We start from the raw sequence: 12,820 nt of genomic DNA on the forward strand, positions 1-12,820 counted from the left end.
GCACCCCGTGCCAGGATGTGAGACGTCCAACCCCTCATGGAAGCCCCCAAAAGGGATCCCTTCCACACTGCAAGGAGAGCGCGTGCTCACTGTCGGTGACAAGTTCCCCACCTACGACCTGACCGCCTGCGTGTCGCTGGAGAGCGGCAAGGAGTTCGCGCAGATCGACCACAAGGCGTACGAGGGCAAGTGGCGTGTGGTGTTCTTCTGGCCGAAGGACTTCACCTTCGTCTGCCCGACCGAGATCGCCGCGTTCGGCAAGCTGAACGACGAGTTCGCCGACCGTGACGCGCAGATCCTCGGTGTCTCCGGCGACTCCGAGTTCGTGCACCACGCCTGGCGCAAGGACCACGCCGACCTGCGTGACCTGCCCTTCCCGATGCTCGCCGACTCGAAGCACGAGCTCATGCGCGACTGCGGCGTCGAGGGTGCGGACGGCTTCGCGCAGCGTGCCGTGTTCGTGATCGACCCGAACAACGAGATCCAGTTCGTCATGGTGACCGCCGGTTCCGTCGGCCGGAACCCGAAGGAGGTCCTGCGGGTCCTGGACGCCCTGCAGACCGACGAGCTGTGCCCGTGCAACTGGAGCAAGGGCGAGGACACCCTCGACCCGGTCGCGCTGCTGGCCGGTGAGTGAGCATGGCCCTCGATGAGCTGAAGGCCGCCATACCGGACTTCGCCAAGGACCTGAAGCTGAACCTCGGTTCGGTGATCGGCAACAGCGACCTGCCGCAGCAGCAGCTGTGGGGCACGGTCCTGGCCTGCGCGATCGCCTCGCGGTCGCCGAAGGTGCTGGCCGAGCTGGAGCCGGAGGCCAAGGCGAACCTGAAGCCCGAGGCGTACCAGGCCGCCAAGTCGGCCGCCGCGATCATGGCGATGAACAACGTCTTCTACCGGACCCGGCACCTGCTGTCGGACCCGGAGTACGGGACGATGCGCGCCGGTCTGCGGATGAACGTCATCGGCAACCCGGGTGTCGAGAAGGTCGACTTCGAGCTGTGGTCGCTGGCCGTGTCCGCGATCAACGGCTGCGGCCAGTGCCTGGACTCGCACGAGCAGGTCCTGCGCAAGGCCGGTGTCGACCGCGAGACGATCCAGGAGGCCGTGAAGATCGCCGCGGTCGTCCAGGCGGTCGGCGTGACGCTCGACGCCGAGGCGGTCCTGGCCGAGTAGGGCCGGGCGGTACCTCTGGTACGTACGAAGAAGGGCCCCGGGGTTCGGACGAACCCCGGGGCCCTTTCGCGTACCGCCGCTCACTTCTTCCTGAGCGCCGTCATCATCTGCTTGGTGTCCTCGACGAGATACGTACGCAGGGCGGCCGGGTCGAGTTTCGGGGGCTCGGCGCGCGGGTTGCCGTTCTCGTCCCACTCCATGGCCGGGGAGAGGCTGACGCGGACATCGGCCGGTCCGTCGATCACGTTGATCACCATGCCGTCGCCCGCATCGGCGCCGTCCTTGACGAAGGCCGTGTCGCCGATGCCGCCGATCCGGCCGCCGCCGTCGTAGAAGGGGTCGCGCATCAGGGCCTCGAACTCGGGGCGGGGGTCGGTGACCCGGTGCAGCGTGTAGGTCACGTCGATCTGGTACATGACGGGCTTGGCCTGCAGGACCACGGTGCAGTTGGCACGGTAGAGGGCGGGCTCGTCGAGCCGGGTCGGGTCGGAGGTCTCGGTCTTGGGCCCGATCGCGGCCGCCAGGCCGTGGAAGGTGCCCGCCCTGCAGGGGTCGGCGCCGATCCGGTAGCCGCGCAGGTCCGGCCCCTCCTCCCCCGCGTAGCGGTCGTACGCGACGAGCCCGCCGGCCCACACCGCCGACGCGGCCACCGCGCCGCCGAGCGCCCACAGCCACGGGCGGCGGGTCCGGGACGCCGACTCCTCCCGGACCGGCGGGGGCGGCGGCGGGGGCGTGAGGGCGACGGCGCCCGGCTCGGGGAAGGCCGGGCCGCCGACGAGTTCGGGTTCGGAGATCACGTGTCGTTCCTCGTGGCCACGGCGCCGGGGGCGGCGACCGGGGCGACTTCGTAGGCGGTGGCGCCGTGCGGTTCGGGCGCGGCGCGCAGGGTCTGCTCGCTCGTGTACGCGCGGAGGTAGCCGACGACCGTGTTGGCGACGGCGACCAGCGGGACGGCGACGACGGCGCCGCCGATGCCGGCGGTGAGTCCGCCGGCGGCGACCGCGAGGACCACGGCGAGCGGGTGGACGCGGACGGCCCGGCCGAGAATGAAGGGCTGGAGCACGTGGCCTTCGATCTGCTGCACGGCGAGGACGACGACGAGCACCATCAGGGCGGTGAACACGCCGTTGGTGACGAGGGCGACGACGCAGGCGAGGGCGCCGGAGACGACCGCTCCGACGAGCGGGATGAAGGCGAAGAGAAAGATGAAGACGGCGAGCGGCACGGCCATCGGCACTTCGAGGAACCACAGTCCGAGACCGATGAAGACGGCGTCGATGAGGGCGACGAGGACGGTGCCGCGGACGTAGGCGGTCAGGGTGCGCCAGGCGCGCGGGCCGGCGCCGGCGACTCCGGGCCGGGCCTGGGCCGGGACCAGCTTCAGCGTCCAGTCCCAGACCTTCTTCCCGTCGTAGAGGAGGAAGAGGGTGGAGAACATGGCGAGCAGGATGCCGGTCATCGCCTCGACGACCACGGTGACGCCCTGGAGTCCGGCGGAGGTGATCTGTTCGGCGTTGGATCCGATGGTGTCGCTGAGGTTCTTGGCAATCTCGTTGATCTGCTGCTCGGTGACGTGGAAGGGGCTGTCGAGGAGCCAGCGCTTGAGCTCCTCGATGCCGTCCTTGACGCGGTCGGACAGGCTGTCGATGTTGTCCATCACCTGCCAGACCACGAACCAGCCGACCAGGCCCATGATCACGAAGCCGGAGACGGCCGTGACGGCGGTGGCGAGGCCGCGGGGCAGGCCCTTGCGGCGCAGCAGAGCGACGGTGGGCTGGAGGAGGGCGGTGATGAGGAGGGCGGCGACGAAGGCGAGGACGACCAGCTGGACGGAGCTGATCACCTTCATCAGGACCCAGACGGTGCCGGCGAAGACGAGGAGGCGCCAGCTCGCCTCGGCGGCGACGCGCATGCCCCAGGGGATGGCGGCGACGGGGTCGGGGCGGGCGGCGACGGCGGGGGCGTACGACGGCGGGGCGGGTACGGAGCCGGTGGCGGAAGCAGCGGGTTCGGGGGCCGGGGCCGCGGCCGACACCGGTACCGGCTCAGGGCTCGGGACCGGCTCGGCGAGCGGCTCGGGGGCCGGCTCCGCGGCCGGGGCGGCGGGGTCCGGCGCTCCCAGGGTGTCCCGGTCGGCGCGCGCCCGGCGTTCGTCCAGGCGCTCGCCCATGCGGCTGAGGCCCGCACCGGCGCGGTTCAGCCATCCTGGCAGTCTCGACATGCTCTTCCCTCTCCCCCTTCGGGCACCCGAACCTACACCCCCGCACGCGTGCAGCCCCTCACCGAAAGGACGGCGAGGGGCTGCACGGGGTTGAGCGGGGGCCGGTGCGGATCCGGCGGCTGCCCTAGTACCAGCGGTTGGCCTGCCAGAACGACCAGGCGCCGCAGGGGCTGCCGTATCGGCCGTCCATGTAGCTGAGGCCCCACTTGATCTGGGTGGCCGGGTTGGTCTGCCAGTCGGCGCCGGCGGACGACATCTTCGAGCCGGGCAGCGCCTGGACGAGGCCGTAGGCACCCGAGGAGGCGTTGGTGGCGCGGTAGTTCCAGCCGGACTCGTGGTCCACGATGTTGCTGAAGCACTGGAACTGGTCCGCCGGGATCATCTGGCGGGCGATCGCCTTGACCTCGGAGATGCTGTACGAGCTCTGCGCGGCGAAGCTGGTGGCGTCGCGGACGGCGGACCGGCTGGCGCGCTCGGCCTCTTCCTTCTCCTTGCGCTCCTGCTCGGCCTTGTCGGCGGCCTTCTTCTTGGCCTCGGCGTCCTTGGCGGCCTGGATGCGGGCGGCTTCCTCGGCGGACTTGCGCGCGAGGGAGTCGGCGGCGGCGGCCTGGACGTCGGCCTGCTCGGCGAGCGAGGTGACCTGTACCTGGGCCTGCTCGCCCGCGGGGATGTCCGCGAGCAGCGTGGCGTCGGCCGCGGTGGCCTCGAAGTTGTCGTCCGAGGCCTGGGCGGCGTTGCCCGAGGCAACACCCACGACGGCGCCGACGGTGGTGACCGCGGTGGCCGAGGCCACTGCGAATCCCCGGACCGAGATCCGGCTCACACGGTTTCCTTCCACAATCGCCCACAGGGTGACCGAGTGGGCGAAATCTTGCCCCTGACGCTGGTCTCCGTACTGCTGGGTCACAGAAGACACGGGCCCGTGGTGCTGTGGGCGGCATACGGCGAACGAGTGTTGAGTTGTGTGGTGCAGCACCACTGGGGGTGCACGTGTGCCGTATGCGGGGCCTGACGGAAGCAAGACTTTGCCGGACGGCAACGCCGCAAGGCAATTCCACGTTGCGTGTGAAAGCTCACACCTGGGTGGACGCACGGGATTTGGCCGATACGGCGGACAGCGCGGCGCCGCCCGGCTAAGCTCTCGCGCTTTGCCGGGCGGCGCCAACTCCCGTGCGGCACGGGCACGCACGGGATGAAACGGGTCAGATCTGACCGTCCTCCAGCATTTCGGTCACGAGCGCGGCGATCTGCGAGCGCTCGGAGCGGGTGAGCGTGACATGGGCGAAGAGCGGATGACCCTTCAGCTTCTCGACCACGGCGACGACTCCGTCGTACCGACCGACCCTCAGGTTGTCGCGCTGGGCGACGTCATGGGTCAGCACCACCCGGGAATTCGCCCCGATCCGGGACAGAACGGTCAACAGCACGTTCCGCTCCAGGGACTGGGCCTCGTCGACGATGACGAACGCGTCATGCAGCGAACGGCCCCGGATGTGGGTGAGCGGCAGCACCTCCAGCATGCCGCGGCTCAGCACCTCCTCGATGACCTCACGGCCCGCCACGGAGGAGAGGGTGTCGAACACCGCCTGCGCCCACGGGCTCATCTTCTCGGCCTCGGTGCCCGGCAGATAACCGAGCTCCTGCCCGCCCACCGCGTACAGCGGACGGAAGACCATCACCTTCTGGTGCTGGCGGCGCTCCAGGACCGCCTCAAGGCCCGCGCAGAGCGCGAGCGCCGACTTGCCGGTGCCGGCCCGGCCGCCCATCGACACGATGCCGACCTCCTGGTCGAGCAGCAGGTCGAGCGCGATCCGCTGCTCGGCGCTGCGGCCGCGGATGCCGAAGACCTCCCGGTCGCCGCGCACCAGGCGCACCGACCCGTCGGCCCCGATCCGGCCCAGCGCCCGGCCACGCTCGGACTGCAGCACGAGGCCGGTGTGCACCGGCAGCTCGGCCGCCTCCGGCACGTACAGCGTCTCCTGCTCGTAGAGCAGGTCGACCTGGTCCGCGGACAGGGCGAGTTCGGACATTCCGGTCCAGCCGGAGTCCGTGATGGCGAGTTCCGCCCGGTACTCCTCGGCGAGGAGACCGACCGAGGACGCCTTGATCCGCAGCGGCAGGTCCTTGGAGACGACCGTGACGTCGTACCCCTCGGCCTGGAGGTTGCGCGCGACCGCGAGGATCCGCGAGTCGTTGTCGCCCAGCCGGTAACCGGCGGGCAGGACACCGGGGTCCGAGTGGTTGAGCTCGACCCGCAGCGTGCCGCCCAGCTCCCCGATCGGGAGCGGGGAGTCCAGCCGGCCGTACCGCACCCGGAAGTCGTCGAGCAGGCGCAGCGCCTGCCGTGCGAAGTAGCCGAGCTCGGGGTGGTGGCGCTTGGCCTCCAGCTCGGTCACGACGACGATCGGGAGCACGACCTCGTGCTCCTCGAACCGGGACATCGCGTTGGGGTCGGCCAGCAGGACGCTGGTGTCGAGAACATAGGTGCGCCTGTCGGACAAGCGGCGCTTAGTGCTGGTCACCACGGAAGGACAGACCCCCTTCGAGGGCCCCTGCGAGGCCCTGGTGCGACGGCTCCGCGGGTGGGGAAGCCGATGTCGCGGCGGAATGGGACCGGGCTCAGGCCGCGATGCGCGGGCCGAGCACCGGCCCTCCGCTTCGTCCGTGCGTGTCCCGCACGGTCGTCCTGGTGCAAAGGGCCTCCCGGGTGGCGGTCTCCGTGCCGCTCACTTCACAGGGGATATGCCCTCCAACACGTGCCGTCATGCCATGGCATATGACGGCGTGTTCATGAACAGGGGGTGACGCGCGGGGCCGGGGGTCCGTGAGGGGGTCCGGGTGCGGACGGGCCGCGGGTGCCGCTCAGAAGGTGTCAGTTGCCGAAGCGGCGGTGCCGGGCCGCGTAGTCGCGCAGCGCGCGCAGGAAGTCGACCTTGCGGAAGGCCGGCCAGTGCACTTCGCAGAAGTAGTACTCGGAGTGCGCGCTCTGCCACAGCATGAAGCCGGACAGGCGCTGTTCGCCGCTGGTGCGGATGACGAGGTCCGGGTCGGGCTGGCCTCGGGTGTAGAGGTGCTCGGAGATCAGGTCGATGTCGACGACCTCGGCGAGCTCCTCGAAGCTGGTGCCGCGCTCGGCGTGGTCCAGGAGGAGGGAGCGGACCGCGTCGGCGATCTCCTGGCGGCCGCCGTAGCCCACGGCGACGTTCACGAGTATGCCCGTGTTGTCGAGGGTGGCCTGCTCGGCCTCCTTCAGTACGGACTGGGTGCGCGCCGGCAGCAGGTCCATGGTGCCGACGTGGTGGACCCGCCAGCGGCCGTCGGCGGCGAGCGCCCGCACGGCGTCCTCGATGATGCCGAGCAGCGGAAGGAGCTGCTCCTCGGGGCGGTTCAGGTTGTCGGTGGAGAGCATCCAGAGCGTGACGACCTCGACGTCGGTCTCGGCGCACCAGCCGAGCAGCTCCTGGATCTTGTCCGCACCGGCCTTGTGGCCCTGCTCGGGGGTGCCGCCGGAGGCCTTGGCCCAGCGCCGGTTGCCGTCGAGGATGACACCGATGTGCTTGGGCACCTGGGCGTGGTCGAGACGGCCTTCCACCCGGCGTGCGTAGAGCCCGTACACCAGGTCGCGCAGGTTCACTGTTCTTAACCCCTCCATGCAGTGTCGGCCCCCGAAGACCGCCACATTACTGCGGACGGGTAACCGGCTCCCAGCCCGGGACTGTCACAAGTCCGTGATAAGCAGAGATACGTGACTGATTCCCCCCTGTACCGCGCCGCCGCGGACCGTTACGACTCCATGGAGTACCGCCGTACCGGCCGCAGCGGGCTCAAGCTCCCGGCGATCTCGCTCGGCCTGTGGCACAACTTCGGCGACGACCGCACCCTCGACTCGCAGCGCGCGATCCTGCGCCGCGCCTTCGACCTGGGTGTCACCCACTTCGACCTGGCCAACAATTACGGGCCGCCGCCCGGCTCGGCCGAGCTGAACTTCGGCAAGATCTTCGCGCAGGACTTCGCCCGGTACCGGGACGAGCTGATCGTCTCGACGAAGGCGGGCTACGAGATGCACCCCGGGCCGTACGGCGAGTGGGGCTCCCGCAAGTACCTGATGTCGTCGCTCGACGCGTCCCTGAAGCGGATGGGCCTCGACTACGTCGACATCTTCTACTCGCACCGCTTCGATCCAGACACCCCGCTCGAGGAGACCATGGGCGCGCTCGCGTCCGCGGTGCAGCAGGGCAAGGCGCTGTACGTGGGCGTCTCCTCGTACACCAGCGAGCAGACCGCCGAGGCGGCGCGGCTCCTGAAGGAGATGGGCGTCCCGGCCCTGATCCACCAGCCGTCGTACTCGATGATCAACCGGTGGACGGAGGAGGACGGCCTCCTCGACACGCTGGAGGCGGCCGGCATGGGCTGCATCTCCTTCGTGCCGCTGGCGCAGGGTCTGCTGACCAACAAGTACCTGAAGGGCGTCCCGGAGGGCTCGCGGGCCACCCAGGGCAAGTCGCTCGACCCGAACCTGCTGTCGGACGAGGTGCTGCGGCGGCTGCGCGGTCTCGCGGACATCGCGGAGCGGCGCGGGCAGTCGCTGGCCCAGCTGGCGCTGAACTGGGTGCTGCGGGACCCGCGGATGACCTCGGCGCTGATCGGCGCGTCCAGCGTCGGCCAGCTGGAGGAGAACGTGGCGGCCCTGGCGGGCGCGCCGCTGTCGGCGGAGGAGCTGAAGGAGATCGACTCGTTCGCCGTCGACACCGCCGGCACGAACATCTGGGCCGGGCGGGGCTGAGCCTGCCCGAGGAAACCTGAGGGAAAGAAAAACGGGCCGGTCCGTGGGGGGGATACGGACCGGCCCGAGGGGGGGTTTCCACCATAACCCTTCATTAGTCGTGCTGTGTGCCGACTGCGCCGACCGAAGCATGGGGATTTCGCCGGAGGCCAAGCGGCACAAGGGCTCCAGGGGTGCGTGGCGGGTTTATGCCCGGGCGTGGCGGCGTAATCCGTACCTCCCACGGGGGACCCGGTCAAAGAGTCGCCCGGTTGACCCGGCGGCGCGGATCAGGCGCAGGTCAGGCGGTGCCTCGGCGGTGGAGCAGGGTGATCCCGTCACGGCGGGCGACGACCTCGTAGCCGTGGGTGCGCTGGGCCGCGGCGAGCTCCTCGCGCTGCTGTTCCAGGGGGTAGGGCCAGTGGCCGCGGCGGTACGGCCAGGCCTCGGGGGCCTCCGGGTCGTGGACGATCCATTCGGCGGTGGGCGCGGGCAGGGGGCCGCGCCGGTACTCGTAGAGCCGCCCGCCGACCGGGAAGGTCGGGAAGAGGACCACGGTGCAGCGGGAGGTGAGCTGCGGGGCGAGCCGGTTGGAGGCGGCGACGGTCGCGCCGTCGGGGATCCTCGCGAGCAGTTCCCGGGCGGTCTGGAGGTGGGGTGTGCTGTGCCAGGTGGCCCGCTGGGCGAGCTGGGCCAGCGGGAAGGACGGGACGAGCACGGCGGTGACGGCGAGGACGGTGGCGAGCGCGGCGCGGACGGTGCGCCGATTCGTCTCTCGGCCGAGGACGTCGAGGAGTCCGGCGAACACGACGGGCATGAGCACCGCGCTGTAGTGGAAGGCCGTGCCCCAGTGGAAGACGTTCTCCGACGCCATCCGCCAGGCGAGGGTGGGCAGGGCGATCAGCGCGAGCGGGGAGCGCAGCGCGAGCAGCGCGGACGGGGCGAACACCAGGATGAGGGTGGTGCCCTTGATGTCGGGGCGCAGCAGGTCGAGCGGGGCGTGCGCGAGCGCGGACAGCAGGGAGCCGTGGGCGGCGGCGAGTTGCCCGCCGTGCGCGTAGCCGCCGGTGGCGTCGAGGGCCGGCAGGAGCACCTTGATCTCCAGGGCGGAGCCGATGAGTCCGGCGGCGGCGGTGGCGAGGCCGAAACGGCGGACACGTCTGTCCTCACGGCCCTTCAGGGCGATGTACGCGCCGATGGCGGCGAGGGTGAGCCCCAGATCCTCCTTGATCAGGAGCAGCGGCGCGGCCCAGGCGACGGCGGCCGTCCAGCGGCGCCGGCCCAGGGCTTCGAGGGAGCACGCGAGCAGGGGTACGGCGAGCGCGACCTCGTGGAAGTCGAACGCGGCGGCGGACGCGACGCCCCAGCTCAGCCCGTACCCGGCGGCGACGGCGTGCGCGCCGCGCGGGCCGACCGCGCGCACCGCCCAGCGGAAGAGCGGGACGACGGCGAGGGCGAGCAGCGCGGACTGGGCGACGAGCAGGGTGAGCGGGGACGGGAAGAGCCGGTAGAGCGGGGCGAGGACGGCGAGGAGCGGGTGGAAGTGGTCGCCGAGGAGGTTGAAGTCCTCGCCGCGCAGCGGGACGACGGGGGCGCGGAACTCGGCGTAGGCGCGGACGGCCTGCTCGAAGATGCCGAGGTCGTAGCCGGTGGTGCGCATGAGCTGGTGGCGGCGCACGGCGACGGTGGCGTAGAGGAGACAGAGGCCGGCGGCCCAGATCCAGGCCCCGCTCCAGGCCCCGCTCCAGGTCCAGGGGAGCCGGAGGCCCGGGGCGCGCTCCCGCCGCGGGCCGGTATCTGCCCCTGCCGGGCGCGCATTTGGGGTCGATTCCGTATCGATGGTCCGCATCATCCGCATATGGGGTGATGCTAGGGCGGGCCGTTCAGGGCAGGGCGGTGAACGCGCCGAGCAGCAGCCCGAGGAACGCGCCCACGATCATGAACGGGCCGAAGGGGATCGCCGAGCCGCGCCCGGCCCGGCGGGCGACGACGAGCCCGAGTCCGTACAGCGCCCCGAGGGCGAACCCCGCGAACGCTCCGACGAACAGCACGCCCCACCCGTACCAGCCGAGCGCGGCGCCCAGCGGGACCGCCAGTTTCACGTCGCCGAAGCCCATGCCGTCGGGATGGAGGAGGAACAGGCCGAGGTAGCCGCCGCCCAACGCCAGCGCGCCGAGGAGGGCGTGGAGCCAGGACCCCGCCGCGTACGGGAGGAGCGCGGCGGGCGCGAGGAGCAGCGGCAGCGCGGCGGCGAGCGGCAGCGTCAGCGGGTCGGGGAGGCGGTGGACGCGGGCGTCGACGACGGCGAGGAGCGTGCCGAAGGGCGCGGCCAGGAGCCAGACGAGCAGTTCGGGGCGGGGCGCGCCGGTGGCCGCGGCGAGCGCGGCGCACGCGAGCGCGGTGAGCAGCGGCGCCACGAGCGGCGCGGGCGTGGTCGCGCAGCCGGCTCGCCCGGGGCCGCCGAGCCAGCCGCGCGCGGGCCCCGCGAAGGGGTGCCCGGCCGGACAGGACGCGCGCCAGGGCTCGTCGGGGGCGACGGACAGCCGGTACGCGGCGCGGGGCACGAGCAGCCCGGCCGCGGCGCCCCACAGGGCGGCGGCCGCGACGAAGGCGATCGACAGGGCGTCCACGGGCCGACCCTAGGGCTAGGGTCGGGCACATGGGGAGGACTTGGGAAAGGGCATGGGGCGGCAGGACCTGGCGGGACGGGACGGGCTGGCTGGGCACGCCGGACGGCGGGCGGGTGCCGGTAGAGATCGCCGCTACCTATAAAGCGCGGCGCCGGGGCCTGCTCGGCCGCGACGGGATCGACGGCGCCCTGCTCATCACCCCGACCAACAGCATTCACACCTTCGGCATGCGCTTCACCCTCGACATCGCCTACCTCGACCGCTCGTTCACCGTCCTCGACGTCGTCACCATGCGGCCGGGCCGGCTGGGGATGCCGCGGCTGCGCGGCCGGCACGTCCTGGAGGCGGAGGGCGGCACGATGGCGGGGTGGGGGCTTCGGCCGGGTGCGGTGGTCACGGTGGACCGGCGCCGAGGAGCGTGAACGCCCCGTACACGGCGGAGGCGAGCGCGAGCCCGGCGAGGACGGGCACGGCGGTACGGCCCCGGAGCCGGGCCAGGGCCGCGGCGGGCGGCAGGAGCAGGCCGAACGCGGGCATCATCAGGCGGGGGCGGGACCCGAAGTACGCGGCGCCGACCAGCGAGATGACGACGACGGCGACCGTGTAGACGAGCAGGGGGAGCGGCTGCCGCTGCCGGACGCACAGCGCCACCAGCCAGCCGAGCAGGGCGAGCGCGAGGCACAGCCCGAGGGCCGCGGGCCAGGGCAGCCCGGCGATGAAGCGGGCGAGCGCGACGCCGCCGTCGATGGAGTTGCCCCAGGCCGCCTGCACGTCGAAGTAGGCGGTGGCGCTGCCCTGCCGGACCCCGACATACACGACGTACCCGAGCCAGCCGAGCGGCGCGAGCAGCGTGCCCGCCGCGACCCGGGCGCGCAGCCGCCGCTCCCGTACGACGGTGACGACGGCGGTGATCCCGATCGCGGCGATCAGCGCGGCCGCCGTCGGCCGGGTCAGCCCCGCGAACACGCACAGGGCGCCGGCGAGGACCCAGCGGTCGCGCAGCAGGGCGAGGATCGACCAGGCGGCGAGGGCCGTGAACAGCGTCTCCGTGTACGCCATCGACTGCACGAACGCCGTCGGGTACACCCCCCACAGGACGGCGAGTACGACTCCGGTGCGCGGGCCGGCGACGTGCGCGCCGACCGCGTAGATGCCCCAGGCGGCGGCGAGCGAAGCCGTCCAGGAGACGAGGAGTCCGGCGGTCGCGGCGTCGACCGGGAGGACGGTGGAGAGGCCTCGTTCCAGTGCGGGGAAGAGGGGGAAGAACGCGAGGTCGGCGTGGACGGCGCCGTTGGGGAGGGTGACCTGGTGGCCGTAGCCGTGCTCGGCGATCCGCGTGTACCAGACCGCGTCCCACCGGCCCGTCAGCCGGTGCATCCCGTCCTTGCCCATGGCCGCGGCGACGATCGCGAGCGCGGCGAGCCCGAGGAGGCGGGTGGCGACGTACCCGCCGAGGGCGAGGGTCCGTGGGGAGGGTGTGGTGGGTGGGGTGGGTGGGGTGGATGGGAACGGTGGGGCGGCGCGGGACATGCGCTCGATTATCAACCGCCGGGTCGGAGCCTCAGGAATCTGGCCGCCATGACCGGCCCCAGCTCGCCCACGATCCCGTACCCCGGCTCGTACGAGTGCGGCAGGTCCCCGAGGAAGGACGTGACGATGACGTCGTCCACTCCGGCCTCGCCGCGCCGACTCTGCTCCTCCAGGAAGTCGAGGGTGCGCCGCCAGTCGACGGGGTGGCCCTCGTCGCCCAGGTAGGAGCGGACGGTGTTCTGGACGACGTCCCAGAAGAAGACATGGGGCTGGACGCGCCCCTGGCTGAAGACGTGAGCGTCGTAGACGCCGCGGAACCCGGGGACGTGGGCGACGAGGTCGCTGACGAGCTGGACGCCGCTGGTGGTCGGGGCGAGGGCGGGAGTTGTCATCGGCTGCCCGTTTCGGAAGCACTGAGAAGCACTGAGAAGCCCTGCGAGCTCTCACTCAGTCCTCAGCATGCCCGTTCCGGGATGTCCGATCTCGCCACTTACCAGTACTTTT

Annotated in this window: 13 protein-coding genes; 4 read left to right on the top strand and 9 right to left on the bottom strand. The window is 71.7% G+C overall.

What is annotated here, in order from left to right; all coding sequences use genetic code 11:
- Positions 1-82 precede the first annotated feature (82 nt).
- Together KV205_RS33880 and KV205_RS33885 are read left to right on the top strand one after the other, a co-directional pair.
- Positions 83-637: a peroxiredoxin gene (locus KV205_RS33880; protein WP_265868794.1), complete on the top strand. Its 555-nt coding sequence runs from the start codon at positions 83-85 to the stop codon at positions 635-637.
- A 2-nt stretch (positions 638-639) separates the two neighbouring features.
- Positions 640-1,173: an alkyl hydroperoxide reductase gene (locus tag KV205_RS33885; protein WP_265868796.1), complete on the top strand. Its 534-nt coding sequence runs from the start codon at positions 640-642 to the stop codon at positions 1,171-1,173.
- 80 nt (positions 1,174-1,253) lie between these two features.
- On the opposite strand, the gene KV205_RS33890 is transcribed toward KV205_RS33885, so the two are convergent.
- The 5 genes from KV205_RS33890 to KV205_RS33910 form a co-directional block, all read right to left on the bottom strand.
- A complete protein-coding gene (locus KV205_RS33890) occupies positions 1,254-1,970 on the bottom strand; it encodes a hypothetical protein (RefSeq protein WP_265868797.1) in 717 nt (238 codons plus the stop codon).
- Positions 1,967-3,394 carry an AI-2E family transporter gene (locus KV205_RS33895; RefSeq protein WP_265868798.1) on the bottom strand — a complete coding sequence of 476 codons (1,428 nt, stop codon included), beginning with the start codon at positions 3,392-3,394 and terminating at the stop codon, positions 1,967-1,969. Before KV205_RS33895 ends, KV205_RS33890 begins: the two co-directional genes overlap by 4 nt.
- A gap of 124 nt (positions 3,395-3,518) precedes the next feature.
- Positions 3,519-4,217: a transglycosylase SLT domain-containing protein gene (locus KV205_RS33900; RefSeq protein WP_265868800.1), complete on the bottom strand. Its 699-nt coding sequence runs from the start codon at positions 4,215-4,217 to the stop codon at positions 3,519-3,521.
- Between the two features lie 379 nt (positions 4,218-4,596).
- On the bottom strand, positions 4,597-5,919 hold the full coding sequence (locus KV205_RS33905) for a PhoH family protein (RefSeq protein ID WP_265868802.1): 1,323 nt from the start codon (positions 5,917-5,919) through the stop codon (positions 4,597-4,599).
- A gap of 347 nt (positions 5,920-6,266) precedes the next feature.
- Entirely contained in the window at positions 6,267-7,028 is a 762-nt protein-coding gene (locus KV205_RS33910; RefSeq protein WP_308404126.1) for an isoprenyl transferase, read from the bottom strand.
- A gap of 111 nt (positions 7,029-7,139) precedes the next feature.
- On the opposite strand from KV205_RS33910, the gene mgrA reads away from it, so the two are divergent.
- Positions 7,140-8,177 (top strand): L-glyceraldehyde 3-phosphate reductase, encoded by a 1,038-nt coding sequence (gene mgrA, locus KV205_RS33915; RefSeq protein ID WP_265868804.1) that lies wholly within the window; start codon positions 7,140-7,142, stop codon positions 8,175-8,177.
- Positions 8,178-8,457: 280 nt separating this feature from the next.
- Here mgrA and KV205_RS33920 read toward each other — a convergent pair whose 3' ends face one another.
- Together KV205_RS33920 and KV205_RS33925 are read right to left on the bottom strand one after the other, a co-directional pair.
- Positions 8,458-10,008: a DUF2079 domain-containing protein gene (locus KV205_RS33920; protein ID WP_374214766.1), complete on the bottom strand. Its 1,551-nt coding sequence runs from the start codon at positions 10,006-10,008 to the stop codon at positions 8,458-8,460.
- 31 nt (positions 10,009-10,039) lie between these two features.
- Positions 10,040-10,777 carry an A24 family peptidase gene (locus KV205_RS33925; RefSeq protein WP_265868839.1) on the bottom strand — a complete coding sequence of 246 codons (738 nt, stop codon included), beginning with the start codon at positions 10,775-10,777 and terminating at the stop codon, positions 10,040-10,042.
- Positions 10,778-10,815: 38 nt separating this feature from the next.
- Here KV205_RS33925 and KV205_RS33930 point away from each other — a divergent pair, with 38 nt between their 5' ends.
- Positions 10,816-11,208, top strand: a complete 393-nt coding sequence (locus KV205_RS33930) for a DUF192 domain-containing protein (protein ID WP_265868806.1) — start codon at positions 10,816-10,818, stop codon at positions 11,206-11,208.
- Here KV205_RS33930 and KV205_RS33935 read toward each other — a convergent pair.
- Complete coding sequence (locus tag KV205_RS33935; protein WP_265868808.1) at positions 11,180-12,316, bottom strand: hypothetical protein; 1,137 nt, start codon at positions 12,314-12,316, stop codon at positions 11,180-11,182. The two genes, KV205_RS33930 and KV205_RS33935, sit on opposite strands and share 29 nt — an antisense overlap.
- 11 nt (positions 12,317-12,327) lie before the next feature.
- Positions 12,328-12,708, bottom strand: a complete 381-nt coding sequence (locus KV205_RS33940; protein ID WP_265868810.1) for a hypothetical protein — start codon at positions 12,706-12,708, stop codon at positions 12,328-12,330.
- Between the last annotated feature and the right edge of the window lie 112 nt (positions 12,709-12,820).

The sequence above is a fragment of the Streptomyces sp. SKN60 genome, from assembly GCF_026236535.1.
Taxonomy (GTDB): Bacteria; Actinomycetota; Actinomycetes; order Streptomycetales; family Streptomycetaceae; genus Streptomyces.

Coding starts and splice junctions, on each gene's coding strand:
- KV205_RS33885 (WP_265868796.1), top strand. CDS start 640: ATGGCCCTCGATGAGCTGAAGGCCGCCATACCGGACTTCGCCAAGGAC.
- KV205_RS33895 (WP_265868798.1), bottom strand. CDS start 3,394: ATGTCGAGACTGCCAGGATGGCTGAACCGCGCCGGTGCGGGCCTCAGC.
- KV205_RS33920 (WP_374214766.1), bottom strand. CDS start 10,008: ATGATGCGGACCATCGATACGGAATCGACCCCAAATGCGCGCCCGGCA.
- KV205_RS33930 (WP_265868806.1), top strand. CDS start 10,816: ATGGGGAGGACTTGGGAAAGGGCATGGGGCGGCAGGACCTGGCGGGAC.
- KV205_RS33935 (WP_265868808.1), bottom strand. CDS start 12,316: ATGTCCCGCGCCGCCCCACCGTTCCCATCCACCCCACCCACCCCACCC.
- KV205_RS33940 (WP_265868810.1), bottom strand. CDS start 12,708: ATGACAACTCCCGCCCTCGCCCCGACCACCAGCGGCGTCCAGCTCGTC.